Raw genomic sequence first — 25,494 nt, forward strand, 5'->3', positions numbered from 1 at the left:
GCTACGACTCCGTCCCCGTCGAGCGTCTCCACTTGACAGCTCCGGGGAGCACGGTGAAGCCACGGCCCCGCCCCGTGCCGGTCGCAGAGCGCCGGAGCGCCCCCATGCTGTTCGAGCAGCGCTGCAGCCCAACCATGCTGGTCGAGTAGCGCCGCAGGCGCGTATCGAGACCTACCTACCGCCGGAACGTGTCAAGACCCTGCCGCCCGCGACCACCCGCGTGCTCCGATGGATCCACCGACGAGAGGAGCCCCCGTGCCCGAGAACGTGAACGAGGACCTGCCCGAGCAGGAGTCCGACCTGACCCCGAACACCGGCGGCGCCCAGACCGTGCTGCCCGACGAGGACGCGACCGACGCGAGCGCTGCGGGCGCCGCTCCCGGCGGCACCGCCATCGACCGCGGCGTCTCCGACACCGTCACGGAGGGCGACAGCGCCGGCGACACCGTCTCCGGCGACGCCGACCTCCCGGACGACACCGACGGCCCCGTCACCGACGACCGCGCCTCCGCCGACTGACTCGAGCCCGTCACCGACCGCGAGATGCCACTTGTGCACGCGACACGCCGTGAAAAGCGTGCACAAGTGGCATCTCGCGACGAGCGTCAGGCTCGGGACACCACCGGGCTGAACAGCGTGCCGATGCCCTCGATGTCGATCGCGACCGTGTCGCCGTTGGCGATCGGTCCGACGCCGGCGGGCGTCCCGGTCAGGATGATGTCGCCCGGCAGCAGCGTGAACACCCGCGAGACGTAGGCGATGATCTCGGGCACCCCGTGGATCATGTCGCCCGTGTTGCCGGACTGCATCCGCCGCCCGTTCACCCGCGTCTCGAGCGCGCTCTCGTTCCAGACGAACTCGGTCTCGATGACCGGCCCGATCGGGCAGAACGTGTCGTAGCCCTTCGCCCGCGCCCACTGCCCGTCCGACTTCTGCAGGTCGCGCGCCGTGACGTCGTTCGCGATCGTGTAGCCGAAGACGACGTCCTCGTAGTCCTCCGCCCGCACGTTCCGCGCGATGGCCCCGATCACGACCGCGAGCTCGCCCTCGAACTCCACCTGCTGGCTGTCCTCGGGCAGCACGATCGCCTCGTCCGGCCCGATCACCGAGGTGTTCGGCTTCAGGAACATCAGCGGCTCGGCCGGAGCGTCGCCGCCCATCTCGGCGGCGTGGTCGGAGTAGTTCTTGCCGATCCCGATCACCTTCGAGCGCGGGATGACCGGCGCGAGCAGCTTCGCCTCGGCGAGCGGGATCCGCTCCCCCGTGGTCTCGAAGCCCGCGAACATCGGGTCCCCGGCGAGCACGACCAGGTCGTCCTCGTCCAGGATCCCGAAGTGGATCGCGCCCCCGTTGTCCCCGGAGCGCTGCGTGGCGAATCGTGCGATCTTCATGCGTCCAACCTCGTCATCCAGCCGTGCGTGTCCTCGCGACGTCCGTACTGGATGTCGGTCAGCTCCTCGCGCAGCGACATCGTCAGAGCGCCGGCCGGCGCGCCCTCGTGGCCCACCGAGAAGCCGTCGCCCTTGAGCTCGGCGATCGGAGTGATGACCGCCGCGGTCCCGCAGGCGAACACCTCCACCACGTCGCCGGACTCGACCCCGTCGCGCCACTCGTCGATCGACACCTGGCGGCGCTCCACGCGGTGGCCGCGGTCCTCGGCGAGCTGCAGCACGCTGTCGCGGGTGATCCCCTCGAGGATCGAGTCCGACTCCGGCGTGACGAGCGTGCCGTCCTTCTTCACCAGCACCACGTTCATGCCGCCGAGCTCCTCGATCCAGCGCGACTCCTGCGAGTCGAGGAAGAGCACCTGCGCGCAGCCGTGCTGGTACGCCTCCTGCTGCGGCAGCAGCGACGAGGCGTAGTTGCCGCCGGTCTTCGCCGCACCGGTGCCACCCTTGCCCGCGCGGGCGAAGGACGTCGACAGCCAGATCGACACCGGGGCCACGCCGCCGGAGAAGTAGGCGCCCGCCGGGCTCGCGATCACGTAGTAGCCGACCTCCTCGGCCGCGCGCACGCCGAGGAACGCCTCCTTGGCGAACATGAACGGCCGCAGGTACAGGCTCGTCTCCGGCTCGGACGGCACCCAGGCGCCGTCCGCCGCGATCAGCTGCCGCAGCGACTCGACGAACAGCTCGGTCGGCAGCTCGGGCAGCGCGAGCCGGCGGGCCGATCGCTGCAGCCGGCCGGCGTTCGCCTCGGGGCGGAAGGTCCAGATCGAGCCGTCCGCGTGACGGTAGGCCTTCATCCCCTCGAAGATCTCCTGCGCGTAGTGCAGCACGGCCGCGGCCGGGTCCAGCTGGATCGGGCCGTACGGCTCGACGCGCGCCTGGTCCCAGCCGCCGGCGCGCGACCAGCGGATGTCGACCATGTGGTCGGTGAAGTGGACCCCGAATCCGGGGTTCGCGAGGATGCGGGCGCGCTCCTCGTCGGAGCGGGGCGCGGGGTTGGCGGTCACCTCGAAGGCGAGGTCCTGCGCGGGGAGGGTGTCGGTCATGAGGGGTTCTTCCTGGAGTGGTGTGGGGCCCGGGGGCGGGGGCCGGAGAGGAGGGTCAGCGGAGCCGCGAGACGACGGAGTCGCCGATCGCGGCCGTGGAGCGCGGGGTGCCGTCGCGCGACTCGATGTCGGCGGTCACGGCGGCCGTCACGCGGGCGGCCTCGTCGCCGCGACCCAGGTGGTCGAGCAGCAGCGCCACCGACAGGATCGCGGCGGTCGGATCGGCGAGCTGCTTCCCGGCGATGTCGGGCGCGGATCCGTGGACCGGCTCGAACATGCTGGGGAACGCGCCGTCGGGGTTGATGTTGCCCGAGGCCGCGAGTCCGATGCCGCCGCTGATCGCGCCGGCCAGATCGGTCAGGATGTCGCCGAACAGGTTGTCGGTGACGATGACGTCGAACCTAGCAGGATCGGTCACCAGGAAGATCGTCGCCGCGTCCACGTGGAGGTAGTCGACGGCCACGTCCTCGTAGGTGGCCCCCACCTCGTCCACGAGCCGCTTCCAGAGCGAGCCCGCGAAGACCAGGACGTTCGTCTTGTGCACCAGCGTCAGCTTCGAGCGGCGCTTGCGGGCCAGCTCGAAGGCGTGCCGGACGACGCGCTCGACGCCGTAGGCCGTGTTCACGGAGACCTCGTTCGCGATCTCGTGCGGCGTCCCCTGGCGGATCGACCCGCCGTTGCCGACGTACGGCCCCTCGGTGCCCTCGCGGACGACGACGAAGTCGACCTCGCCGGGCGCCGACAGCGGCGACGACACGCCCGCGTAGAGGCGGGTCGGGCGGAGGTTCACGTAGTGGTCGAGCGCGAAGCGCAGGCGCAGCAGCAGCCCGCGCTCGATGTTCGCGTCCTTCAGGCGCGGGTCGCCGGGCACGCCGCCGACGGCGCCGAGCAGGATCGCGTCGTGCGCGGAGATCGAGGCGAGGTCCTCGTCGGTGAGGACGTCACCGGTCTCGAGGAACCGGCCGGCGCCGAGCGAGAACGGCGTCTTCTCGATCACCAGGTCGGAGTCGGCGGTGACGGCGTCGAGGACCTTCACGGCCTCGGCGATCACCTCCGGTCCGATCCCGTCTCCGGGGATGACGGCGAGCTTCACGGTGCGGGTCATGGCGGTCCTCAGACGTGCGGGGGGCACGGGCCGGAGTGCTGCGCGTCCAGAGGACTGGGCGCGCGGAGCGCTCGAGCGTGCGGGGCAGGAGACCAGCCCAGCGTACTCTCGGGCCGCCGCCCGCGCCGGTCGCGCCGCGTCAGCTCCGGCGCAGGCGCCAGGCCGCGACGACACCGGCAAGCAGCACCAGCCCGACGCCGATCCAGGCCGACCAGCCGACGCCCGCGTCGAACGCGGCTCCGGCCGAGGCGAGCAGGCTCGACGCGGACTCGGCCGGGAGCTCGCCCGCGACCGCGACCGCGCCGCCCAGGGTCTCCCCCGCGCGCTGCGCCTGGCCGGCGTCGAGGCCCTCGGGCAGCACCACGCCGCTCCGGTAGGCGGCCGTCAGCACCGTGCCGAGCGTCGCCGTGCCGAGCACCGCGCCGAGCTCGTACGCCGTCTCCGACACCGCCGAGGCGGACCCGGCCTTGTCGGCCGGCGCGTTCGCGAGCACCAGCTCGTTGGAGACCGTCTCGGCCGCGCCGATCCCGAGGCCGAGGAATGCGAACGAGACCGCGACGGTCAGCGCGGAGGCGCCGCCGGGTGCCGCACTGCCGATCGCGAGCAGCGCGTAGCCCACCGCCGAGATCACGAGTCCGGCCGGCACGACGATCCGCGGCGAGATCCGCCGGGCGATCGGCACCACGCCGAGCCCCGCGCCGATCATCACGACGAGTCCCGGCACCAGCACCAGCCCCGCCTCGAGCGGCGAGAGGCCGACCACGAGTTGGAGGTGCTGCGAGACGAAGAACAGACCGCCCACCAGCGCGACGACGCTGAGCAGGTTGACCACGATCGCCGCGCTGAACGAGCCGCGGCGGAAGAGCGAGAGGTCGAGCATCGGCACCTCGCGGCGCTGCTGCCGGCGCACGAAGAGCACGCCGCTGACCACGCCGACCACGAGCGAGAGCACCGCGACCGCGTCGATCCCGTGCTCGGCGGCCGATTTGATCGCGTAGACGATCGGCGCCATCGTCGCGAGCGAGAGGACGATGCTGACCACGTCGACCGGGCCCGGCTCCGGGTCACGCGACTCCGGCACCAGGATCGGCGCGAGCACCACCAGCGGCAGCAGGACCGGCACCGCGAGCAGGAACACGGAGCCCCAGGGGAAGTTCTCCAGCAGCACGCCGCCGACCAGCGGGCCGACGGCCGAGCCGACCGCGAAGCCGGTGGCCCAGATCGCGATCGCCATCCGGCGCTGGTCGCGGTTCGGGAAGAGGCTGCGCAGGAGGGAGAGGGTGGAGGGCATCAGGGTCGCGCCGAAGAGACCGAGCGCGGCGCGCGCGGCGATCAGGGCGCCGGCCGTCGGCGCGAAGGCCGCCGCGACCGAGACGACCGCGAAGCCGACCGCGCCGATCAGCAGGAGCTTCCGCCGGCCGACCCGGTCGCCGAGGCTGCCCATCGCCACCAGCAGTCCGGCGAGCACGAGCGGGTAGGCGTCGACGATCCAGAGCAGCTCGGTGCCGGAGGGACCGAGGTCCTCGGCGATCAGCGGCAGCGCGAAGTTGAGGACGGTGTTGTCGACCGAGACGAGCAGCACCGGCAGCATCAGCACGGCCAGCGCGAACCAGGCGCGGCGCCCGACGCGGGGACCGTCGGGCTCGACGGCGGCGCGCGAGGCGGGGCCGGGGGTCGTGATGGTGCTGACGGGTGCGGTGCGGGCGGACACAGTGGTGCTCTCTCTCGAACGGGGTGATCGCGACCGAGTATACCGTCCAGCCGGTACAGTAGCCAGGGGCGGAACCGGGATCCGTCCCTAGGATGGAGCCCATGCCCGCCGCCCCCGCCCGCGACCGCGTCCTCGACGCGTTCGAGGCCCTGCTGATCGAGCAGGGCGAGCGCTCGGCCACCCTCGACGCCGTCGCGAAGGCCGCCGGAGTCTCCAAGGGCGGGCTGCTCTACCACTTCCCCTCGAAGGACGCCCTCGTCGACGGACTCGTCGGACGCCTGGACGACCGCCTCGCCGAGGACATCGACCGGATCCGCACGTCCGACGAGGGCGTCGTGCCGTACCTGATCCGCACCTCGTTCGCCGCGGACACCCCCTTCGACCGCACCATCCTCGCCGTCTCGCGCGTGGCCCAGGGCCACGACGAGCGCGCGAGCGCCGGCCTCGCCCGCATCCACGACAGCTGGTACGCCGTCGTCGCCGAGGCCGTCGGCGACCCCCTGGTCGCCCGCGCCATCGTCCTGCTCAGCGACGGCCTCTACTACAACTCCGCCCTGCTCCCCACCGGCGACAGCCCCCGCGGCGAGGCCGCCGACGTCCTCGCCGTCATCGCCCGCCTCCTCCCCAGCTGACCCCGGAGGAGCGGCGCCGTCCCGGCCGCCCGCCCTCTTTCCTATCCGAGTAGTCGGCCGCAGACCGCGGAGCATGCTGGTCGAGTAGCCGGCCGAAGGCCGGCGTATCGAGACCCACCACCGCCAGCACGCCGGATCTCGATACGCCCGCTCCGCGACCTACTCGATCAGCGAGAAGGAGCAGCCGCTGCCGCGCCTGCGCCGCGTTTCCGCGCCCTGCCGCGCCTGCCACGCGCTGCCCTGCCATGCCGTGCCGTGCCATGCCGAAAATCATGCTGGTCGAGTAGCCGGCCGAAGGCCGGCGTATCGAGACCCGCCGCCTACAGCCGCACGGTCCCCTCGATCAGCGTCGCCGTCGCCCCGCCGATCCACACGTCGTCGCCCACGCGCTCCACGAGCACCTGTCCCGCGCGCCCCATCGCGGTCCCCTGCGCCGCGACGTACCGCTCGGGCGCCAGCCCGGCCCCGATCAGCCACTGCGCGATCCCCGCGTTCAGGCTGCCCGTCACAGGATCCTCCGCCACCCCCGCGTCCGGGATGAACGCGCGCACCTCGAAGGCGCACTCCGCCCCCGCCGGATGCGGTCCGACCACGCCGACCGCGAGCCCGCCGAGCCGCGCCGACTCCGGCCGGATCGCGAGCACCCGCTCCGCGGACTCCAGCCGCAGCGCCAGCCAGCCCGGCCCGTTGTCGGCCCACTCGTGCCCGAGGATCTCCTCGCGCGCGAGTCCCAGCGCCGCCGCCGCACGCGCCAGCGCCGGCTCGTCCACCGGCCCCGTGCGCTGCCGCGGCGGCGCCGCGAACGCGATCGCCCCGTCCGACACCCGGAGCCGCACGAGCCCGCCCGCGCACTCCTGCACCAGCACTCCGGCGTCGCGCGGCACTCCGCCGGCCGCGAGCCACGCGTGCGCGCTGCCGAGCGTCGGGTGCCCCGCGAAGGGCAGCTCGCGCCGCGGCGTGAAGATCCGCAGCCGGTAGTCGGCCTCCGGGGTCGTGGGCGGCAGCAGGAACGTCGTCTCCGACAGGTTCGTCCAGCGCGCGAACACGGCCATCGACGCGTCGGAGACCCCGTCGCCGTCCACGACCACCGCCACCGGGTTGCCGAGGAACGGCTCCGCACCGAACACGTCGACCTGGGCGAATCTGCGCTCCATGCTGCCGTCTCCTCCGCCGCGCTCGGACCTACTCGGTGATGTCGATCTCCTGCATCAGGTCGGCGTCGATCGCGACGCGGACCTTCTCCAGCAGTCCGTCCGGCGCCGGCGAGTCGATCGTGATCACCGAGAGGGCCTTGCCGCCCGCCTCGGTGCGCGCGATCTGCATGCCCGCGATGTTCACGGACGCCTCGCCGAACTCGCGGCCGTAGACGGCGACGATCCCGGGACGGTCGACGTAGCTCATCACCACGTGGTGCTTCGCGAGCGGCACCTCGACGTCGTAGCCGTTGATCGCGACGAGCTTCTCGACCTGCTTGGTGCCGGTCAGCGTGCCCGAGACCGAGATCTGCGAGCCGTCCGAGAGGGCGCCGCGGAGCGTGATCACGTTGCGGTACTCGTCCGAGACCGCGTCCGTGATCAGGCGCACCTCGATGCCGCGCTGCTCCGCGAGCACCGGCGCGTTGACGTACGACACCGTCTCCGACACCACGTTGCTGAAGACGCCCTTGAGCGCCGCGAGCTTGAGCACCTTGACGTCGAAGCCGGCGAGCTCGCCGCGCACCTCGACGTCGATCGACGTGACCGGCGAGGCGGCGAGGCCGGAGAAGACCTGGCCCAGCTTCTCGACCAGCGGGATGCCCGGGCGGACGTACGGATCGATGACCCCACCGGCGACGTTCACCGCGTCCGGCACGAGCTCGCCCGAGAGCGCGAGGCGCACCGACTTCGCGACCGAGACGCCCGCCTTCTCCTGCGCCTCGTCCGTCGACGCACCGAGGTGCGGAGTGACGACCACGTTCTCGAGGGCCAGCAGCGGCGAGTCGGTCGGCGGCTCCTTCACGAACACGTCGAGCCCGGCGCCGGCGATGGTCTTGGCGACGAGCGCGCGGTGCAGCGCGTCCTCGTCGATCAGCCCGCCGCGGGCGACGTTCACCAGGAACGCGGTCGGCTTCATCAGCGCGAGCTGCGCGTCCGAGATCATCCCGGTGGTCTCCGGGGTCTTCGGCATGTGGATGGTGATGAAGTCGCTCTGCGCGAGGAGCTCCTCGAGCGGCAGGAGCGTCACGCCGAGCTGCTGCGCGCGGGCGCTGGTGACGTAGGGGTCGTAGGCGACGACGTTCACGCCGAAGGCCTGCAGGCGCGCGGTGATCAGCGCGCCGATGCGGCCGAGGCCGATGATGCCGACCGTCTTCTCGTAGAGCTCGACACCGGTGTACTTCGAGCGCTTCCAAAGGCCCTGCGCGAGCGCGCTGTGCGCCGCAGGGATGTGCCGGGCGAGGCTCAGGATGTGGCCGACGGTGAGCTCGGCGGCGGAGATGATGTTCGAGGTCGGCGCGTTCACGACCATGACGCCCGCGGCGGTCGCGGCGGTGATGTCGACGTTGTCGAGGCCCACGCCGGCGCGCGCGACGACCTTCAGCGAGGGGGCCGCGGCGATCGCCTCGGCGTCGACCTGCGTCGCGGAGCGGACCAGGATCGCGTCGGCCGAGCCGAGCGCCTCGAGCAGCGCGGGGCGGTCGGTGCCGTCCACGGAGCGGATCTCGAAGTCGGGACCGAGGGCGTCCACGGTGGCGGGCGAGAGTTCTTCGGCGATCAGGACGACCGGCTTAGTCACGAGAGGCGCTTCCTTCGGGGAGGGGACGGAGCGGGCACCGAGCACGAGGGCCGGTGGAGCCCCCGCCACTGTAGCGGAGGGCCGCAGTCGTCCCCGGCCGTGTGACGCCCGGCCTCGACCGCGCGCGCGACCGCGGACTACAGCGAGACGAGGCTCTCGAATCCGAGGATCAGCTGCACGTCGAGCGACAGCGCCGCGGAGAGGCAGAGCGCCGCGAACAGCAGCCCGGTCCGCGCCAGGAGCCCGCGCCGGCGGCCGAGCACCAGTGCCAGCACGAAGCAGACCACCGGCAGCGCCAGCCCGAGCAGCAGCACCGTCCAGCCCGTGCCGTTCAGGTCGGTGCCGAGCGTGGCGGCGTAGGTGCGCAGCCCGACCAGGTTGCCGATCCCCTCCCAGACGTCCCAGGCGAAGAACAGGGCGAAGACCGCGGCGATCAGCACCGAGAGGAGGAGGCGCCGGCGCGGGTCGCTGCGGCGCGCGCCGCCGCCGAGGGTCGCCTTCGCCGAGATGTCGGTCGCGACGGAGTCGGTGGAGGTGGAGTCGGTCGCGGCGGAGCCGGTCGATGCGGTGTCGCTCATCACGCCCCCTTCAGGAACGGCAGGGGTGCCAGCAGGATCAGCCCGGCGATCAGCCAGAGAACCCGGGTGCGCGTGCGGGCGCTCCGCGTGCCGAGCAGCACGGCGGCGAACCAGGCCGCCGGCCCCGCGACCGCGAGCCAGAGTCCGAGGCCGTAGAGTCCGCCGCCGAGCGGGTCGCCCCCGAACGTCCCGGCGACCGTGGCGTTCTGCCGCGTCGCGGTGATCATCCAGCCGATCGTCCAGAGCAGGTACAGGCCCGCGGCGACGCCCATCGCGACCAGCAGCACGGAGGAGGCGGCCGCCGCGTCGGCGGCGTCGCGCTCGTCGTCCTCCAGCTCGTCGTCGTCCTCGAGCTCGTCGTCGTCCTCGCGGAGCTCGTCCGGCAGCTCGTCGACGTCGCCCTCGCGCGCCGCGCGGACCTCCGGAGCCGAGCGCACGGCACGGGGCGTCCGGCGCCGCACCGGAGCGTCGCCCGCCACCAGGGTGGGGTCGCCGCCCTCGCCCGCCCAGCTGAGCGCGTCGTCGTCCCGGTCGTCCTCGGGTCTGCTGTCGATCACCGCAACACCCTAGCCGCGCGGCCTCGCCGTCGGCTCGGAGCAGCCCGACACCTCCCCGCCACCGCTGCGTCACCGCCCGGCCTCCCCGGCGGGCGACCCTTCGGGGATGGCGGAGCAGTCGGGGACGGACGAACGAGGGGTGGAGGGCGGCCGGCGCCGCTACGTCGCGATCGGCGACTCCTTCACCGAGGGCGTCGGCGACCCGCACCGGCTCCTGCCCAACGGCGTGCGCGGCTGGGCCGACCGCGTGGCCGACCGGCTCGCCCGCGCCGAACCCGGCTGGGAGTACGCGAACCTCGCGATCCGCTCCAAGCGGCTCGCCCAGATCACCGCGGAGCAGCTGACGCCCGCGCTCGAACTGCGGCCGACCCTCGTCACCCTCTACGCCGGCGGCAACGACATCCTCGACCTCGGCACCGACATGCGCGTCCTGATCGACGGCTACGAGCACCTGGTCGACGCCCTGGCGACGACGGGCGCGTCGCTCGTGCTCTTCACCGGCTTCGACATCCCCGGGCTGCCCGCCCCGCGGATGTTCGTGAAGCGCAACCGCGTCTACAACAGCGCCGTCCGCCGCATCGCCCGCGAGCGCGGCGCCGTCCTCGTCGACTACTGGCGGATGCAGGCGTTCCGCGAGTCCGCGATGTGGTCCAGCGACCGGATGCACCTCTCCAAGCGCGGGCACCGCGTGCTCGCCGCCCAGGTGCTGGACGTCCTCGGCGTGCCGCACACCATCTCCGCCGGCCCGTGGGACCCGCCCGAGCCGCTCACGCCGCGCGAGCTGCTGCGCGACCAGTACCGCTGGGCGCACGACTGGGTGCTCCCCCTCGTCGGCCGGAAGATCCGCCGGGTGACCCTCGGCGACCACCTCTCGCCGCGCTGGCCGGATCCCGTGCTCGTCCCGCCGAAGGGCGGCCTGCGCCGCCTCGCCCGCGACGCCGCCCGCTGACGAGCATTCGCGCGCAGAACATCGGCCGAGAGCACTCGTCATCGGCCATCGGCGATGAGCAGCACTCTCCACTGATGTTCTGCGCGAGGGGTCGCTCGGCCCCCGAAGCGCGGGCCGCTAGGACAGCAGCGGCAGCCCCGCCACCAGCAGCAGCGCCACCGCGAGCATCACGATCGGCGCCACCCGTCCCGCACCCGCGCTCGACGGCGCCGGCCTCCGCGCCAGTCCGGTCAGCCGACGGCGGTCGATCGCCGCCACTCCCCCGCGCACCGACAGCGGTCCCTCCTCGAGATCCCCCGGCCAGCGCTCGACCAGCAGCCCGCGGCTCCGCGCCAAAGCGGCGTCGGACGCCCGCAGCACCGCCAGCGGCAGCCCGTTCGCCTGGGACGAGCCGATCCCGGCCGCAGCTCCGGTCGCGACGACGACCGCGGCGGTGACCACGGCCCCCTCCGAGGCCTGCAGGGCGATCACCGCGATCATCAGCAGCACGCCGACGAGCGCGAGGACGATGCCGACGAGCGAGAGCGCCGAGAACAGGAGGGAGCGGGCCCGCAGATCCCGCGTGGCCGCCCTCCTCATCGCCTCGGCCCGTGCGGCACGCGACGGCGCGAGGATGCCGACGAGGTCCGTCGGCGAGAGCGCGTCCTCCGGCAGTCGCACGTCGGACGGCAGATCGGCGGTCTCCTCGAGGTCGTCCCGTCCGAGGTCGGCGGGGACCGGCCACGCGCCCCGGGCGAAGCGGGCTCCCGCGGCCTCCGTCCGTCGACGCAGGGCGGTGGCGGTCGCCACGAGGACCGTGCCGGCGATCAGCGCGAGCGCGAAGGCCGTCACCGTCCGCAGCGCGACCGGCGCCGACTCGAGGATCCCGCCGGACGCCAGCGCGAGCGCCGCCGCGAGCCCGCCGCCGGCCACCCCGCACAGCACGATCCCCGCCGACACCTCGTACGACAGCCCGTCCCGCGCCGCCGCCACGCCCTCGTCCCACTGCCGCAGCCGCCGCGCCCGTCGCTCCATCCGCCCCACGCTACCCGCGCCCCCCGTGAGCTCTCCCGCGCTGCGAACGCCGATCGAGCAGCCCACAGCGGGCGTCTCGAGATCCACCCGCACAAGAACAAGGGTCTGCAGACCCGCCCTGCTGATGACGCCGGGTCTCGATACGCCGCTCCGCGGCTACTCGACCAGCATGGGAGGACCGCATCCGAGAGATGCCTCCGCGCATGCTGATCGAGTAGCCCGCGCAGCGGGCGTATCGAGATCCACCCGCGCGAGAACAAGAGTCTGCAGACCCGCCCTGCTGACGACACCGGGTCTCGATACGCCGCTGCGCGGCTACTCGACCACCATGAGTGGAGCCCCTCCGAGGAAGTCGGCTCGACCCCACGGCGGACCGCATCCGCTTCATGCTGATCGAGTAGCCCGCGCAGCGGGCGTATCGAGATCCACCACCGCCGGAACGAGGGTCTGCAGAGCACCCCTGCCGGCGACACCGGGTCTCGATACGCCCCTCGGGGGCTGCTCGACCAGCATGGCGCCCAACCGAGGCGGATCGCCCCCGGACGCGAAGGAGCCCCGGCCCCGCCGACGTCCACCGCAGAAGCGGTGTCCGCCGACGGCCCGGGGCTCCAGGTCGTCAGAATCGGGCGACTAGCGCGCGACGCTGCCGTCGGTGTAGTCCTCGTCGGTCTGCTTCCAGGCGAAGAGCTTGCGCAGCTCGCGGCCGGTCTCCTCGATCGGGTGCTTCTCGCCCTTGGCGCGCAGCTCCTGGAACTCGGGCGCTCCCGCGTCCTGGTCCGCGATGAAGCGCTTCGCGAAGGCGCCGTTCTGGATGTCGCCCAGGACGGCCTTCATGTTCTCCTTGACGCTCGGGTCGATGACGCGCGGGCCCGACACGTAGTCGCCGTACTCGGCCGTGTCGGAGACCGACCAGCGCTGCTTGGCGATGCCGCCCTCCCACATCAGGTCGACGATCAGCTTGAGCTCGTGGAGCACCTCGAAGTAGGCGATCTCGGGCTGGTAGCCGGCCTCGACGAGGGTCTCGAAGCCGTACTGGACGAGCTGCGAGGTGCCGCCGCAGAGCACGGCCTGCTCGCCGAACAGGTCGGTCTCGGTCTCCTCGGTGAAGGTCGTCTTGATGACGCCGGCGCGGGTGCCGCCGATGGCCTTCGCGTAGGACTTCGCGGTCTCCCAGGCGGTGCCGGTCGCGTCGTTCTCGACGGCGATGATGTCCGGGATGCCGCGGCCCGCGACGAACTCGCGGCGCACGGTGTGGCCGGGGGCCTTCGGCGCGATCAGGATCACGTCGACGCCCGCGGGGGCCTCGATGTAGCCGAAGCGGATGTTGAAGCCGTGAGCGAAGGCGAGGGTCTTGCCCTCGGTCAGCTTGTCCGCGATCTGCTCGCTGTAGATGGCGCGCTGGTGCTGGTCCGGCGCGAGGATCATGATCAGGTCGGCCCACTCGGCGGCGTCGGCGACGCTCTTGACCTCGAACCCGTCGTCCTCGGCCTTGGCGGTCGACTTCGACCCCTCCTTGAGAGCGATGACGACCTGGACACCGGAGTCGCGGAGGTTCTGCGCGTGCGCGTGGCCCTGCGAGCCGTAGCCGACGATCGCGACCTTCTTGGACTGGATGATGGAGAGATCGGCGTCGGCGTCGTAGATGAGCTCGGTCACGTGATGCTTCCTTTTCTGGTTGTGGAGTGGGCGGAGCAGAGGGGACGGCGCGGAGCCGTCAGTTCTTGAAGACGCGCTCGGTGATCGACTTCGAGCCGCGGCCGATGGCCAGCAGGCCCGACTGGGCGATCTCCTTGATCCCGTAGGGCTCGATGACCCGGAGGAACGCGGTGGTCTTGCCGGAGTCGCCAGTGACCTCGATCACGAGGGCGTCGGTCGCGACGTCGACCACGCGGGCGCGGAAGAGGTTCACGGCCTCGAGCACCTGCGAGCGGGTGACGTTGTCGACGCGCACCTTCACGAGCAGGTGCTCGCGGTGCACCGACTGGTCGGGGTCGAGCTCGACGATCTTGATGACGTTGATCAGCTTGTTCAGCTGCTTGGTCACCTGCTCGAGCGGGAGGTCCTCGACGTCCACGGCGACCGTGATGCGCGAGAGCCCCTCGAGCTCGGTCGGCCCGACGGCCAGCGACTCGATGTTGAAGCCGCGGCGCGCGAACAGTCCCGCAACGCGGGTGAGCAGTCCCGGCTTGTCCTCGACGAGCAGGGAGAGAACGTGGTGGGTCATGCGGTCTACTCCTCGTCGTCCCAGGTCGGGCTGTGGTCTCTGGCGTACTGGACGTAGCTGTTCGAGACGCCCTGCGGGACCATCGGCCACACCATGGAGTCGCGGCTGACCACGAAGTCGATGACGACCGGCCGGTCGTTGGTGGCGATCGCCAGCTCGATGGCCGCGTCGATCTCCTCCGGCTTGGTGACCCGGATGCCCAGGGCGCCGTAGGCCTCCGCGAGCTTCACGAAGTCCGGCACGCGGACGGTGTCGTGCCCCGTGTTGAGGTCGGTGTTGGAGTACCGGCCCTCGTAGAACAGGGTCTGCCACTGGCGCACCATGCCGAGCGAGGAGTTGTTGATCACCGCGACCTTGATCGGGATGTCGTTGATCGTGCAGGTGGCGAGCTCCTGATTGGTCATCTGGAAGCAGCCGTCGCCGTCGATCGCCCAGACCGTGCGGTCCGGCTCGCCGACCTTGGCGCCCATCGCCGCGGGCACGGAGTAGCCCATGGTGCCGGCGCCGCCGGAGTTGAGCCAGGAGTTCGGGCGCTCGTACTTGATGAACTGCGCCGCCCACATCTGGTGCTGGCCGACGCCCGAGGCGAAGACACCCTCGGGTCCGGTGATCTCGCCGATGCGCTTGATCACGTACTGCGGGGAGAGCAGGCCGTCGACCGGCTCGGTGTAGCCGAGCGGGAACTCCTCCTGCAGGCCCTTGAGGTAGGTCCACCAGTCGGCGGTGTCGGGCGCGGCGCCGTCGATCGCCTTCGCGAACGCGTCGGTGAGGTCCGGCAGGACGTCCTTGAGGTCGCCCACGATCGGGACGTCGGCCGTGCGGATCTTCGAGATCTCGGCCGGGTCGATGTCGACGTGCACGACCTTGGCGTTCGGCGCGAAGAGCGCCGCCTTGCCGGTGACGCGGTCGTCGAAGCGCGAGCCGAGCGCCAGGATCAGGTCCGACTCCTGCAGCGCGAGCACCGCGGGGACGGTGCCGTGCATGCCTGGCATGCCCAGCTGCTGCTCGTGCGAGTCCGGGAACGCGCCGCGCGCCATCAGCGTCGTGACGACGGGAGCACCGCAGGCCTCGGCGAACGCGAGGAGCTCGGCCGCCGCACGGGCGCGGATGATGCCGCCGCCCACGTACAGCACGGGCTTCTTCGCCTCGGCCAGCAGCTGCGCCGCGGCCTGGATCTGCTTGCCGTGCGCCTTCGTCACCGGACGGTAGCCGGGGAGGTCGACCTTGGGCGGCCAGACGAACGGCGCCTGGTCCTGCTGCGCGTCCTTGGTGATGTCGACGAGCACCGGGCCGGGGCGGCCCGTCGTCGCGATCAGCACGGCGGAGGCGAGCGCCGAGGGGATGTCCTCGGGGCGCGTGACCAGGATGGAGTGCTTGGTGATCGGCATCGTGATGCCGACGATGTCCGCCTCCTGGAAGGCGTCGGTGCCCATCAGCGTCGAGAAGACCTGACCGGTGATCGCGAGCATCGGCACGGAGTCCATGTAGGCGTCCGCGATCGCCGTGACGAGGTTGGTCGCACCGGGCCCGGAGGTCGCGATGCAGACGCCGAGCTTGCCGGTCGCCGCGGCGTAGCCCTCGGCCGCGTGGCCGGCGCCCTGCTCATGGCGGACCAGGATGTGGCGGATCTTGGACGAGTCCATCAGCGGGTCGTAGACGGGGAGGATCGCTCCGCCGGGCAGGCCGAAGACGTCCTCGATCCCGAGCATCTCGAGCGAGCGGACGACCGCCTGCGCTCCGGTGAGCGACTCGGCGACGGGAGCGACCGAGGACGCGGACGCGGCGGAGCGTGGTGGCTGGGGGGTCGGGGCGGGAGGCGCGGCGGACGGGTCCGGGGTCATGCGGGTGTCGATTCCTTCGAAGCGGTGTGCGGCGGCGGGCACCGGGAGCTCGGAGTGCGAGCGAGCGGTGCCCGGGAGGCGCGAGTGCGCGGCCGGCCCGAGCGGGCCGGGATCAACCCGTGGTGGCGCCCTCGGCGGCCGAGCGGACGAGCTTGGCGTACTTGGCGAGGACACCGCGGGTGTAGCGCGGAGGGAGGGGCGCCCAGCCTTCTCGGCGGGCGGCGAGCTCGGATTCGTCGACGAGTAGGTCGATCGATCGAGCGGCGATGTCGACCCGAATCGGGTCTCCGTCGCGAACGAATGCGATGGGACCTGCGTCCACCGATTCGGGAGCTATGTGGCCGATGCACAGGCCGGTTGTGCCGCCTGAGAATCGTCCGTCGGTCAACAGTAGTACATCTTTTCCGAGGCCGGCCCCCTTGATGGCGGCTGTGATGGCCAGCATCTCGCGCATCCCGGGGCCGCCCTTGGGGCCCTCGTAGCGGATGACCACCACGTCGCCCTTCTTGATCTCGCCGTCGGTGAGCGCGTCCATCGCGGCGCGCTCGCGCTCGAAGACCCGCGCGGGGCCCTCGAAGACCGAGGCGTCGAAGCCGGCCGTCTTGACGACCGCGCCCTCGGGAGCGAGCGAGCCCTTGAGCACGGTCAGTCCGCCGGTGGCGTGGATCGGGTTGTCGAGGGTGCGGATGACCTCGCCGTCCAGCGGCGCGATGTCCATCGCCGCGAGGTTCTCGGCGACGGTCTTCCCGGTGACCGTGAGGCAGTCGCCGTGCAGCAGGCCCGCGTCGAGCAGGGCCTTCATCACGGCCGGGACGCCGCCGTGGCGGTCGACGTCGTTCATGACGTACTTGCCGAACGGCTTGAGGTCGCCGATGTGCGGGATCGTGTCGCCGATGCGGTTGAAGTCGTCGATCGTGAGGTCGACCTCCGCCTCGTTCGCGATCGCGAGCAGGTGCAGGATGACGTTGGTCGAGCCGCCGAAGGCCATCGCCACGGCGATCGCGTTCTCGAACGCCTCCTTGGTCAGGATGTCGCGCGCGGTGGTGCCGTTGCGCAGCAGCTCGACGACCGCCTCCCCCGACTTGCGGGCGAAGTAGTCGCGGCGGCGGTCGGCCGCGGCGGGCGACGCGGAGCCGGGCAGGCTCATCCCGAGCGCCTCGGCGACGCTGGCCATCGTGTTGGCGGTGTACATGCCGCCGCAGGAGCCCTCGCCCGGGGCGAAGGCGCACTCGATGCGCTTGGCGTCCTCCTCGGACATGATCCCGGCCTTGACGCCGCCGACCGCCTCGAAGGAGTCGATGATCGTGATGTCCTTCTCGGTGCCGTCGGACAGCTTGACCCAGCCCGGCGCGATCGAGCCGGCGTAGACGAAGACGGCGGCGAGGTCGAGCCGCGCGGCGGCCATCAGCATGCCGGGCAGCGACTTGTCGCAGCCGGCCAGCATGACGGTGCCGTCGAGGCGCTCGGCCATCATCACGGTCTCGACGGAGTCGGCGATGACCTCGCGTGAGACGAGCGAGAAGTGCATGCCCTCGTGGCCCATCGAGATGCCGTCCGAGACGGAGATGGTGCCGAACTGCAGCGGGTACCCGCCGCCCGAGTGCACGCCCTCCTTCGCGCTGCGCGCGAGGCGCTCCAGCGAGAGGTTGCAGGGGGTGATCTCGTTCCAGGACGACGCGATGCCGATCTGGGGCTTCTCCCAGTCGTCATCGCCCATTCCCACGGCGCGCAGCATCCCGCGCGACGTCGTGGCCTCGATGCCGTCCGTGACGGTGCGCGAACGAGGCTTCCAATCGATTTCCGGCATGTGACGAGGCTACCGCCTCGCGCGCGGTGCTCCGGCGCTGCCGCGGCGGCGCCGCGACGTGTGGAAGCGGCTCGCGGAGAAACAGAGAACCCCCGTCAGAGGAAACAGGGAACCCCCGTCAGAGACGGGGGTTCCCGGGGTATTACGCGCCGATCCAAGCCCGGCGCTCGGCGACCAGAATAGCATCCCTCTCGTGATTTCCCGAGCCTCCCTCATCGCCTTGCTCGGACGAACGCGGTTCGACTTTCACCTCGAGGCGGCGAGCGGCGAGTACGAGCGGGCCGTCGAGCTCTGTCAGTGGGCGACTCGGGTGGCCGGAGCACTGCACTCCCAGCTCCTCTTCGTCGAGATCGCGGTGCGGAACGCGATGGACAGGGAGCTGCGCACGTGGAACGCGGACCGAGGATCGGGCCCCGACTGGACGTCGCCGCACGCGACCGGCGACCCGCTCTACAGCCTGCTTCGCGCTCCGCTCACGACGGCACGGCGACGTTCCCACGGTGAGACGGACAGGCGATCACGATCGGGACGTCCCGGCCCTCCGACACCCGAGCACGACGATGTCGTGTCGAGGCTGACCTTCGGGGCGTGGGTGGGCCTCCTCCACGCGACGTCCGACCCGACTCGCCAGTCCCTGCTCTGGTCGGAGGCGCTGCACCGCGCGTTCCCGCTCGCGCCTCGGGACGACGCGTCGCGCGTCGCTCTCGGGCACCAGCTCGAGACACTCCGGCGGCTCCGCAACCGGGTCGCCCATCACGACGATCTGCTCGACGTGGCACTCCCGCACCGACTGAACGACATGCTGTCGATCCTGGGCCGGATCGACGCCGCGTATCCGTCCTTCGCCGCGGCGAGCGGGGAGCTCCGCCGTCTGCACCGCGAGGACCCCCGCCGCGGCTGGTGACGACTCAGTCCGCGGTGGCGCGGAAGTCGGCGAGGAGCGACAGCACGTGGGCGATCTGCTCCGGGCCGCGGACGCGGTAGGCGGCGGAGGTCGTGCCGGGACCGCTCTTCACGCCGACGTCGCCGGTGCCGAGGACCGCGAAGGCGTCCTCGTCGGTGACGTCGTCTCCGGCGTAGAGCACGGCGGTCGCGCCGGTGTAGCGGCGCAGGTGCTGCACGGCCTCGCCCTTGGTGGTCGAGCGGACCGAGAACTCGAGCACGTTCTTGCCCTCGCGGACAGTGACGCCCTCGACCTCGGCGCGCGCCTCCGACAGGGCGACGACGTGCGCGACGCGGCTGTGCCGGTCGGTGGCCAGGCGGGTGTGCAGGGCGAAGCCGGCCGGCTTGTCCTCGATCCAGACGTTGTCGATCCCGCGGGCGATGCCCTTCAGCACGTCCTCGAGCACGCCGACCTTCGCCAGCTCGGTCTCGTCGAGGCGAACGGCGTCGTCGCCCGGGTCCAGGCGGATCTCGATGCCGTGCGAGCCGACCAGCAGCGCCTCGTCGGGCAGCTGCGCGACCTCCTCGAGGCTGCCGAGGGCACGGCCGGAGACCAGTGCGACGCGGGTGCCGGGCAGCGCGAGCAGTCGGAGGACCGCCTCGCGCGCCTCGGGCAGGGCGCGGGCGTGCGCCGGGTCGTCGACCTCGGGGGCGAGCGTCCCGTCGAAGTCGAGCGCCACCAGCAGACGGCCGGTAGAGGCCAGCTCGTGCAGCGCGGCGACGAGGCGGTCGGGCACTCCGGGCAGGTGCTCGCCGGGGGTCGGCATGACGGCGGTCATCGCGACGCCTCCGCCTCGTCGCGGCGGGCGTCCTGGTGGTGCGCGTCCTCGGCGGCGCGTCCGCGGACGCCGTCCTCGTGGTGCTCCGCCTCCTGGCCGAGCGGCGCCTCCTGGCCGCGCGCGGCCGGATGCACGTCGAGCTGCTGGCCCGCGGCGTGCTCGCTCAGCGCATCGAGGAAGCTCGCCGACCAGCGCGAGACGTCGTTCTCGAGCACGCGGCGGCGCAGCGCCCGCATCCGGCGGGTGCGCTCGGCGCGCGGCATGCGGGCCGCGCTCTCGATCGCGTCCTTGAGGCCGGAGATGTCGTGCGGGTTGATCTGGACGGCCTGCTTGAGCTCGTCGGCCGCTCCGGTGAACTCGCTCAGCACGAGCACGCCGTCGTTGTCGAAGCGGGAGGCGACGTACTCCTTGGCGACCAGGTTCATCCCGTCGCGCAGTGCCGTCACGAGCATCACGTCGGCGGCGAGGTAGAGCGCCACCATCTCCTCGCGGGGGTAGCCGTGGTGCAGATAGCTGATCGCCGGGTTGCCGATCGTGCCGTAGTCGCCGTTGATCCGGCCGACCTGCAGCTCGATGTCGTCCCGCAGCTGCTTGTAGGTCTCGACCCGCTCGCGGCTCGGGCTCGCGACCTGCACGAGCACCGCGTCCTTGGTGCTGAGCCGGCCGTCGGCGAGCAGCTCGCCGAACGCTTTCAGCCGGTGGCCGATGCCCTTCGTGTAGTCGAGGCGGTCGACGCCGAGCATGACGGTCTCGGGGTCGCCCAGGTCGGAGCGGATCTGGCGCGCCCGCTCCTGGATCTCGGGGGTGCGCGCCATCGCCTCGAAGGCGGCGGAGTCGATCGAGATCGGGAAGTGCCGGGCCACGACCGGGCGGACGCTGGCGCCGCGCCGCGAGCGGTTGACCCGGCGGGTGCCGTCGACCGCGTCGTCCTCGACCGGCACCTCCACGACGGTGCTGCGGGTGTCGTAGCCGAGCAGGCGGCGGACCGCGCGGAGGAAGCTGCCCGCGTCGCCCTGGCGCTGGAAGCCGATCACGTCGGCGCCGAGCAGGCCCTCGACGATCTGCCTGCGCCACGGGAGCTGGGCGAAGATGCCGTAGGGCGGGAACGGGATGTGGTTGAAGAAGCCGATCGTGACGTCCGGGCGCAGCTCGCGGAGCATCTTCGGCACCAGCTGCAGCTGGTAGTCCTGCACCCAGACCACGCCGTCCTGCTCGGTGACCGCCGCGGCGGCCTCGGCGAAGCGGCGGTTCACCCGCACGTAGGCGTCCCACCACTCGCGGTGGTAGGTGGGCGGCGCGATCACGTCGTGGTACAGCGGCCAGAGGGTGTCGTTGGAGAAGCCCTCGTAGTAGTCCTCGAGCTCCTGAGCGCTGAGGGCGACCGGGACGATCAGCACGCCGTCGTTCTCGAACGGCGCGACCTCCTCGTCCGCGACCCCGGGCCAGCCGACCCAGGCGCCCTCGTTGGCCCGCATCACGGGCTCGAGCGCGGTGACCAGCCCGCCGGGCGACGTCTTCCACGAGGCGGTGCCGTCGGCGTCGACGACGCGGTCGACCGGGAGGCGGTTCGAGACCACGACGAACGCGTTGCGCGCTCCGGCGGCGTGGTCGGCGGCGGCTGGAGTCGTCCCGTCGGCGCTGTCCTCGAGGGGTGCGGGGGCGGAGGCGGAGTGCGGAGGAATGGTGGTCCCGATCGTCGGTCGTGCCCGTCTTCGTACCCGCCGAGGCTACCAGCCGCACTCGAACGGGGGCCGGGCTCAGCCCTGGGCGAGGGCCAGCGCGAGCACCGCACCGCCGACCGTCGGCACCACCGCGACGGCGCCGAGCAGCGCGTACTGCCGCCACGAGATCGTCACACCGAGCGCGGTCAGCCGCTGGTGCCAGAGCAGGGTGGCGAGCGAGGCCCACGGGGTGATCAGCGGACCGGCGTTCACGCCGATCAGCAGGGCGACCAGGCGCACCGGGTCGGCGGCGACCGGCTCGAGCGCGAGGTAGGCGGGCAGGTTGTCGACGAGGTTCGCGGCGACGACACCGGAGCCGGCGAGCCGGAGCAGCTCGCCCACGCCGCTCCCGTCGCCCGCGACCACGGCGAGCGCCGCGCCGAGGCCGAGCTGGTGCGCCGCCTCCATCACGACGAAGAGACCGGAGGCGAAGACGACCAGCTGCCAGGGCAGCAGCGAGACCTTCAGGGCGGACGGCCTCCGCACCGCGAAGAGCACGACGAGGGCGAGCGCCGCGACGGCCGCCGGGATCCACACCTCGAGCCCGGAGACGAGGGCGGGCAGCAGCAGCGCGACGACGACGCCGGCGACGATCAGCAGGACGCGGTCCTCGACCGGGGTCCGCTCCCCCGTCCGGTAGCGACCGGCCAGCTCGCGGCGGTAGCGGATCGCGAGCACGAGGACTGGGACGACCGCGGCGACGAGCGCGGGCGCGGCGGTCAGCGCGGCGAAGGCGAGCGGCCCGTCGACGCCGAGCCGCCTCTCTGCCAGGAGGTTGGTGAGGTTCGACACAGGGAGCAGCAGGGAGGCGCAATTGGCGAGCCAGACGGTCGCCATCGCGAACGGCAGCGGCGACACCCGGACGTGCGCGGCGAGCAGCACGACGACCGGCGTGAGCAGCACGGCGGTGGTGTCGAGGGAGAGGAAGACGGTGCTGACGATCGCCATCGCGACCACCAGGAGCCAGAGCAGAGCGGTCCGCCCGCGGCCCCAGATCGCCGCCCGCTCGGCCACGACCGTGAAGACTCCGGCCTCGGAGGCCAGCTCCGCCACCACGGTGACGGCGACCACGAAGGCGAGGATCGGCGCGGTGCGCTCGACCAGCTCGCCGAGCGCGTCCATCGGCAGGACCCCGGTGAGAGCGGCGATCACGCCGAGCACGAGGAGCACCGCCCCGATCACAGCCGTGCGCATCTCGTATCCGTTCTCCTCGGTCCCTGCCGCGGCCCGGCGCCGAGCAGCGGTTCACCGTAGCGGGCGGGACCGACGACGGAGCCGTCCGCTGGCCGTCGGCGGTGTCAACCGTTGGGAGGGAACGGGGCCGGGCCACTAGCGTCGTGGTGAACACAGGAGGCAATCGATGCGCAAGTTCATCCTCAATTCCAGCGTCATCAGCGCGATCGTCGGAGGCTGGTCCATCCTGCAGACGACGCGCAAGGGTCCGCGCGACTGGCGGCTGGCCCTGCAGTGGGTCAGCTGGGCGATCGCTCTCGCGGTCGCCATCGGCTCGGTCTCCTACGACTCGAAGGAGCTCGTCAAGGAGCAGAACGGCAAGAAGCGCGACCGCTGACCGCCTTCTGACACGCCGCGCGCCACCGGCCGCGGCGTGTCAGCGCGCTCCGGCACCGTCGCCCCTGGACACTGGAGGTCCAGCACGCGGCACGGGAAACGGGGTTCGTCATGAGGTTTCGTCTGAGGCGCCGTCAGCCGGCCCCCGAGGTCGTCGCGGCCCCCGTGCTCACGCAGGACGAGCTCTTCGCCGTCGTGCACGAGCGCCTCTCCGCCTTCGTCGGCGCCGAGGGAGCCTGGGTCGTCACCCGCCGCAGCCAGGACGACCGCGACCCGATCTTCCACGGGATGCTCGCCCGCTCGCTCGCCCACGAGCTCTCCGCCGCCATCCAGGCCGAGCAGCTCCGCGCCGGCGTCGAGGCCACCGCGAACCCCATCACCTCCGCCATCCCCGTCATGCGCGCCTCCACTCCCCCCGTCACCGCGGAGTCGGCCGCCCCTGTCGCCGAGCCCGCCGCCCTCACCTGGGACCCCAAGCCGATCGCCGTCTGGGCCGAGCCCGACGCCGCCTCCGTCGCGACCCCGGCCGACGCCACCCGCTGACCCGTCGGGTCTCGATACGCCGCTCCGCGGCTACTCGACCACCATGTTCAGCGCGGCCGCGCATGCTGATCGAGTAGCCCTCGCAGAGGGGGTATCTAGATCCCGCGTCCGTCAGAGGACGTCGAGGATGTCGTTCTTCAGCACCTCCGCGCGGGGGCCGAAGACGGCCTGCACGCTCTCGCCGACCTCCAGCACACCGGCCGCGCCGAGAGCCTTCAGCCGCGCGGGATCGACCAGCGCCCGGTCGCCGACCTGGACGCGCAGCCGCGTGATGCACGCGTCGACGTGGACGAGGTTGCCGCGCCCGCCGAAGGCCGCGATGAGCGACTCGGCCTCGGACTCCGGCGGAGCGTCCGCCGCGGAGATCGGCTCCGCCGCGACCGCGACGGGTTCACCCTCGTCCACTCCGGAGACGACCTCCTCCCGCCCCGGTGTGCGCAGGTTCCACCTCCTGATCACCACCCGGAACAGCAGGTAGTACACGGCGAAGTACACGACTCCCATCACCACGAGCAGCCCCACGTTCCTCGCGGCGGGCGCCGTGCCGTAGAGAAGCAGGTCGACGAGCCCCGCGGAGAACGAGAAGCCGAGGTGGATGTCGAGGAGGTCAGCGATCGCGAGGGACAGCCCGGTCAGCACGGCGTGCACGACGTAGAGCGGGAACGCCGCGAACATGAACGCGAACTCCAGCGGCTCCGTGATGCCCGTGAGGAAGGCGGTCAGCCCGGCGGCACCGAGGATGCCGATCGCGGCCGCGCGCTGCGAGCGGTTCGACACGTGGATCATCGCCAGCGCCGCCGCCGGGAGTCCGAACATGAGCACCGGGTAGAAGCCCGAGGTGAGCGCGCCGGCCGTCGGGTCGCCCGCGGCGAACCGGGTCAGCTCCCCCGTGACGACGCCGCCGTCGGCGTTCGTGAACGAGCCCTGGAGGAACCAGACGTACGAGTTGAGGATGTGGTGCAGCCCCAGCGGGATCAGCATGCGGTTGGCGAAGCCGTAGACGAAGGCGCCGAGCGCCCCGGTGCCGCCGATGAAGGCGCCGAGACCGGTGAGGCCGGACTCGAAGACCGGGTAGAACCAGCTCAGACCGAAGCCGACGACGAGGCACGCGAGCGAGACGACGATCGGGACGAACCGCCGGCCGTTGAAGAAACCGAGGTAGGCGGGGAGCGCGATGGTGTGGAACCGGTCGAACAGCACGGCCGTGAGCAGACCGACCACGATCCCGCCGAAGACGCTGTAGTCGATCTGCACCTGGTCGCCGGCGGCCGTCGTCCGCCCCGCCAGGACGATCGGCGACAGGACGGTGAAGACCTTCGCGAGCACGAGGTGGCCGACGACGGCCGCGAGCGCGGTCGACCCGTCCGGCCTCCTGGTGAAGCCGATGGCGACGCCGACGGCGAACAGCAGGGCCAGGTTCTCGAAGAGGGCACCGCCCGCCGCGCTCATCGCCTGGAAGAACGGGCCGATCACCGGCAGATCGATCCGCCCGAGCAGGTCGGGCTGTCCGATCCGGAGGAGGAGCCCGGCCGCCGGGAGCACCGCGATCGGGAGCATGAGGCTCTTGCCGAGGCGCTGCAGACCGGCGAAGCCGGGGACGACGAGGCGACGGCGGGAGGCGGGCGCGCTCCGAGGGCGGGTGGTCATGCGGAGAGCAGAGGATCACCGGCGAGGACGGACGCGCCGTCCTCCACGAGGGCGTCGACGTGGTCCGCGGTCCGCTCCAGCACGACGACGGGCACCACCGTCGGGAGTCCCGCGGCGAGGACCGCCGCGACGTCGTACTCCAGGACCGGGGTCCCGGCCTCGACGCGGTCGCCCTTGGCGGCGAGGACCGTGAAGCCGGCGCCCTTCAGCCCCACCGTGTCGATCCCGAGGTGGACGAGCACCGCTCGTCCGCTGTCCGCGACGACCACGAAGGCGTGCGGCAGGACCTGGAGCAGGACCCCGCGGACCGGCGAGAGGACCTCGACGCGCTCCGCGGGAGGCTCGATCGCCATTCCGGCTCCCATCACGCCGGCCGCGAAGAGCTGATCGGGCACGGCCGAGAGGGGCACGGCGCGCCCGGCGAGTGGGGACAGGACGACGACCACGGAGACTCCCTCGAACCGGAGACCGGCTCGTACTCGGCACCGGTCGCCGATCACAGTAGGTCGGAGCGGAGCCCGGCCGTGCTGTGGCGCGAAACGCCCTGCGCGCCCGCCGCCGGGTCTCGATACGCCGCTCCGCGGCTGCTCGACCAGCATGTCCCCATGT

At 72.2% G+C, this 25,494-nt stretch carries 24 protein-coding genes; 6 read left to right on the plus strand and 18 right to left on the minus strand.

From position 1 onward, the window contains the following. Positions 1–255: 255 nt before the first annotated feature. The gene (locus C1I64_RS10255; RefSeq protein WP_127887130.1) at positions 256–519 is read left to right on the plus strand and encodes a hypothetical protein; all 264 of its coding nucleotides are present in this window, start codon (positions 256–258) and stop codon (positions 517–519) included. Positions 520–605: 86 nt separating this feature from the next. Here C1I64_RS10255 and C1I64_RS10260 read toward each other — a convergent pair whose 3' ends face one another. From C1I64_RS10260 to C1I64_RS10275, 4 genes are all read right to left on the minus strand, one after another. Then, positions 606–1,391 carry a fumarylacetoacetate hydrolase family protein gene (locus tag C1I64_RS10260; RefSeq protein ID WP_127887131.1) on the minus strand — a complete coding sequence of 262 codons (786 nt, stop codon included), beginning with the start codon at positions 1,389–1,391 and terminating at the stop codon, positions 606–608. Continuing rightward, positions 1,388–2,494 carry a branched-chain amino acid aminotransferase gene (locus C1I64_RS10265; protein ID WP_123734014.1) on the minus strand — a complete coding sequence of 369 codons (1,107 nt, stop codon included), beginning with the start codon at positions 2,492–2,494 and terminating at the stop codon, positions 1,388–1,390. The genes C1I64_RS10260 and C1I64_RS10265 overlap by 4 nt, the downstream gene beginning before the upstream one ends. Positions 2,495–2,549: 55 nt before the next feature. Next, positions 2,550–3,599: a 3-isopropylmalate dehydrogenase gene (locus C1I64_RS10270; protein ID WP_127887132.1), complete on the minus strand. Its 1,050-nt coding sequence runs from the start codon at positions 3,597–3,599 to the stop codon at positions 2,550–2,552. Positions 3,600–3,738: 139 nt separating this feature from the next. Then, on the minus strand, positions 3,739–5,280 hold the full coding sequence (locus C1I64_RS10275; RefSeq protein ID WP_244209579.1) for an MFS transporter: 1,542 nt from the start codon (positions 5,278–5,280) through the stop codon (positions 3,739–3,741). A gap of 131 nt (positions 5,281–5,411) precedes the next feature. Between C1I64_RS10275 and C1I64_RS20745 the strand changes: the two genes are divergently transcribed. Then, the gene (locus C1I64_RS20745; RefSeq protein WP_123447970.1) at positions 5,412–5,942 is read left to right on the plus strand and encodes a TetR/AcrR family transcriptional regulator; all 531 of its coding nucleotides are present in this window, start codon (positions 5,412–5,414) and stop codon (positions 5,940–5,942) included. 320 nt (positions 5,943–6,262) lie between these two features. Here the strand turns inward: C1I64_RS20745 and C1I64_RS10285 are convergent, their stop codons facing one another. The 4 genes from C1I64_RS10285 to C1I64_RS10300 all read right to left on the minus strand — a co-directional run bounded on the left by C1I64_RS10285 (position 6,263) and on the right by C1I64_RS10300 (position 9,849). Next, positions 6,263–7,096 carry a PhzF family phenazine biosynthesis protein gene (locus tag C1I64_RS10285; RefSeq protein ID WP_127887133.1) on the minus strand — a complete coding sequence of 278 codons (834 nt, stop codon included), beginning with the start codon at positions 7,094–7,096 and terminating at the stop codon, positions 6,263–6,265. Positions 7,097–7,124: 28 nt separating this feature from the next. Next, complete coding sequence (gene serA / locus C1I64_RS10290) at positions 7,125–8,714, minus strand: phosphoglycerate dehydrogenase (RefSeq protein ID WP_123447972.1); 1,590 nt, start codon at positions 8,712–8,714, stop codon at positions 7,125–7,127. A 137-nt stretch (positions 8,715–8,851) separates the two neighbouring features. Further along, positions 8,852–9,292, minus strand: coding sequence for a hypothetical protein (locus C1I64_RS10295; RefSeq protein WP_127887134.1), 441 nt, complete (start codon positions 9,290–9,292; stop codon positions 8,852–8,854). Then, positions 9,292–9,849, minus strand: coding sequence for a hypothetical protein (locus tag C1I64_RS10300; protein ID WP_127887135.1), 558 nt, complete (start codon positions 9,847–9,849; stop codon positions 9,292–9,294). Before C1I64_RS10300 ends, C1I64_RS10295 begins: the two co-directional genes overlap by 1 nt. A gap of 106 nt (positions 9,850–9,955) precedes the next feature. Between C1I64_RS10300 and C1I64_RS10305 the strand changes: the two genes are divergently transcribed. Continuing rightward, positions 9,956–10,798: an SGNH/GDSL hydrolase family protein gene (locus C1I64_RS10305; protein ID WP_127887136.1), complete on the plus strand. Its 843-nt coding sequence runs from the start codon at positions 9,956–9,958 to the stop codon at positions 10,796–10,798. Between the two features lie 117 nt (positions 10,799–10,915). Here the strand turns inward: C1I64_RS10305 and C1I64_RS10310 are convergent, their stop codons facing one another. The 5 genes from C1I64_RS10310 to ilvD form a co-directional block, all read right to left on the minus strand. Then, positions 10,916–11,812, minus strand: a complete 897-nt coding sequence (locus tag C1I64_RS10310) for a hypothetical protein (protein ID WP_127887137.1) — start codon at positions 11,810–11,812, stop codon at positions 10,916–10,918. A 630-nt stretch (positions 11,813–12,442) separates the two neighbouring features. Further along, positions 12,443–13,507: a ketol-acid reductoisomerase gene (gene ilvC / locus C1I64_RS10315; RefSeq protein WP_279392109.1), complete on the minus strand. Its 1,065-nt coding sequence runs from the start codon at positions 13,505–13,507 to the stop codon at positions 12,443–12,445. A gap of 19 nt (positions 13,508–13,526) precedes the next feature. Next, complete coding sequence (ilvN, locus tag C1I64_RS10320; protein WP_123447978.1) at positions 13,527–14,036, minus strand: acetolactate synthase small subunit; 510 nt, start codon at positions 14,034–14,036, stop codon at positions 13,527–13,529. Positions 14,037–14,041: 5 nt separating this feature from the next. After that, positions 14,042–15,877, minus strand: a complete 1,836-nt coding sequence (locus tag C1I64_RS10325; RefSeq protein ID WP_127887138.1) for an acetolactate synthase large subunit — start codon at positions 15,875–15,877, stop codon at positions 14,042–14,044. Positions 15,878–15,989: 112 nt separating this feature from the next. Then, positions 15,990–17,684 (minus strand): dihydroxy-acid dehydratase, encoded by a 1,695-nt coding sequence (ilvD, locus tag C1I64_RS10330; RefSeq protein WP_123447980.1) that lies wholly within the window; start codon positions 17,682–17,684, stop codon positions 15,990–15,992. A gap of 565 nt (positions 17,685–18,249) precedes the next feature. Here ilvD and C1I64_RS10335 point away from each other — a divergent pair. Further along, positions 18,250–18,588, plus strand: a complete 339-nt coding sequence (locus C1I64_RS10335) for a hypothetical protein (RefSeq protein ID WP_127887139.1) — start codon at positions 18,250–18,252, stop codon at positions 18,586–18,588. A 4-nt stretch (positions 18,589–18,592) separates the two neighbouring features. On the opposite strand, the gene otsB is transcribed toward C1I64_RS10335, so the two are convergent. From otsB to C1I64_RS10350, 3 genes are all read right to left on the minus strand, one after another. After that, the gene (otsB, locus tag C1I64_RS10340; protein WP_127887140.1) at positions 18,593–19,405 is read right to left on the minus strand and encodes a trehalose-phosphatase; all 813 of its coding nucleotides are present in this window, start codon (positions 19,403–19,405) and stop codon (positions 18,593–18,595) included. Continuing rightward, positions 19,402–20,982, minus strand: coding sequence for an alpha,alpha-trehalose-phosphate synthase (UDP-forming) (locus C1I64_RS10345; protein WP_127887141.1), 1,581 nt, complete (start codon positions 20,980–20,982; stop codon positions 19,402–19,404). Before C1I64_RS10345 ends, otsB begins: the two co-directional genes overlap by 4 nt. A 180-nt stretch (positions 20,983–21,162) precedes the next feature. Further along, the gene (locus C1I64_RS10350; RefSeq protein ID WP_127887142.1) at positions 21,163–22,320 is read right to left on the minus strand and encodes an SLC13 family permease; all 1,158 of its coding nucleotides are present in this window, start codon (positions 22,318–22,320) and stop codon (positions 21,163–21,165) included. A gap of 166 nt (positions 22,321–22,486) precedes the next feature. Here C1I64_RS10350 and C1I64_RS10355 point away from each other — a divergent pair, with 166 nt between their 5' ends. Continuing rightward, on the plus strand, positions 22,487–22,696 hold the full coding sequence (locus C1I64_RS10355) for a hypothetical protein (protein WP_123447985.1): 210 nt from the start codon (positions 22,487–22,489) through the stop codon (positions 22,694–22,696). 110 nt (positions 22,697–22,806) lie between these two features. Beyond that, positions 22,807–23,238 carry a hypothetical protein gene (locus C1I64_RS10360; protein WP_127887143.1) on the plus strand — a complete coding sequence of 144 codons (432 nt, stop codon included), beginning with the start codon at positions 22,807–22,809 and terminating at the stop codon, positions 23,236–23,238. 111 nt (positions 23,239–23,349) lie between these two features. Here C1I64_RS10360 and C1I64_RS10365 read toward each other — a convergent pair whose 3' ends face one another. Together C1I64_RS10365 and C1I64_RS10370 are read right to left on the minus strand one after the other, a co-directional pair. Continuing rightward, positions 23,350–24,885: a PTS transporter subunit EIIC gene (locus C1I64_RS10365; protein ID WP_127887144.1), complete on the minus strand. Its 1,536-nt coding sequence runs from the start codon at positions 24,883–24,885 to the stop codon at positions 23,350–23,352. Beyond that, on the minus strand, positions 24,882–25,331 hold the full coding sequence (locus C1I64_RS10370; RefSeq protein ID WP_127887145.1) for a PTS sugar transporter subunit IIA: 450 nt from the start codon (positions 25,329–25,331) through the stop codon (positions 24,882–24,884). The genes C1I64_RS10365 and C1I64_RS10370 overlap by 4 nt, the downstream gene beginning before the upstream one ends. Positions 25,332–25,494: the final 163 nt, after the last annotated feature.

This window comes from Rathayibacter festucae DSM 15932 (assembly GCF_004011135.1).
GTDB lineage: Bacteria > Actinomycetota > Actinomycetes > Actinomycetales > Microbacteriaceae > Rathayibacter > Rathayibacter festucae.

Bases quoted from the DNA above. Each gene is read 5' to 3' on its own strand.
- C1I64_RS10260 (WP_127887131.1), bottom strand. From the start codon at position 1,391: ATGAAGATCGCACGATTCGCCACGCAGCGCTCCGGGGACAACGGGGGC.
- C1I64_RS10265 (WP_123734014.1), bottom strand. From the start codon at position 2,494: ATGACCGACACCCTCCCCGCGCAGGACCTCGCCTTCGAGGTGACCGCC.
- C1I64_RS10270 (WP_127887132.1), bottom strand. From the start codon at position 3,599: ATGACCCGCACCGTGAAGCTCGCCGTCATCCCCGGAGACGGGATCGGA.
- C1I64_RS20745 (WP_123447970.1), top strand. From the start codon at position 5,412: ATGCCCGCCGCCCCCGCCCGCGACCGCGTCCTCGACGCGTTCGAGGCC.
- C1I64_RS10285 (WP_127887133.1), bottom strand. From the start codon at position 7,096: ATGGAGCGCAGATTCGCCCAGGTCGACGTGTTCGGTGCGGAGCCGTTC.
- C1I64_RS10295 (WP_127887134.1), bottom strand. From the start codon at position 9,292: ATGAGCGACACCGCATCGACCGGCTCCGCCGCGACCGACTCCACCTCC.
- C1I64_RS10305 (WP_127887136.1), top strand. From the start codon at position 9,956: ATGGCGGAGCAGTCGGGGACGGACGAACGAGGGGTGGAGGGCGGCCGG.
- C1I64_RS10310 (WP_127887137.1), bottom strand. From the start codon at position 11,812: ATGGAGCGACGGGCGCGGCGGCTGCGGCAGTGGGACGAGGGCGTGGCG.
- ilvN (WP_123447978.1), bottom strand. From the start codon at position 14,036: ATGACCCACCACGTTCTCTCCCTGCTCGTCGAGGACAAGCCGGGACTG.
- C1I64_RS10325 (WP_127887138.1), bottom strand. From the start codon at position 15,877: ATGACCCCGGACCCGTCCGCCGCGCCTCCCGCCCCGACCCCCCAGCCA.
- ilvD (WP_123447980.1), bottom strand. From the start codon at position 17,684: ATGCCGGAAATCGATTGGAAGCCTCGTTCGCGCACCGTCACGGACGGC.
- otsB (WP_127887140.1), bottom strand. From the start codon at position 19,405: ATGACCGCCGTCATGCCGACCCCCGGCGAGCACCTGCCCGGAGTGCCC.
- C1I64_RS10350 (WP_127887142.1), bottom strand. From the start codon at position 22,320: ATGCGCACGGCTGTGATCGGGGCGGTGCTCCTCGTGCTCGGCGTGATC.
- C1I64_RS10355 (WP_123447985.1), top strand. From the start codon at position 22,487: ATGCGCAAGTTCATCCTCAATTCCAGCGTCATCAGCGCGATCGTCGGA.
- C1I64_RS10360 (WP_127887143.1), top strand. From the start codon at position 22,807: ATGAGGTTTCGTCTGAGGCGCCGTCAGCCGGCCCCCGAGGTCGTCGCG.
- C1I64_RS10365 (WP_127887144.1), bottom strand. From the start codon at position 24,885: ATGACCACCCGCCCTCGGAGCGCGCCCGCCTCCCGCCGTCGCCTCGTC.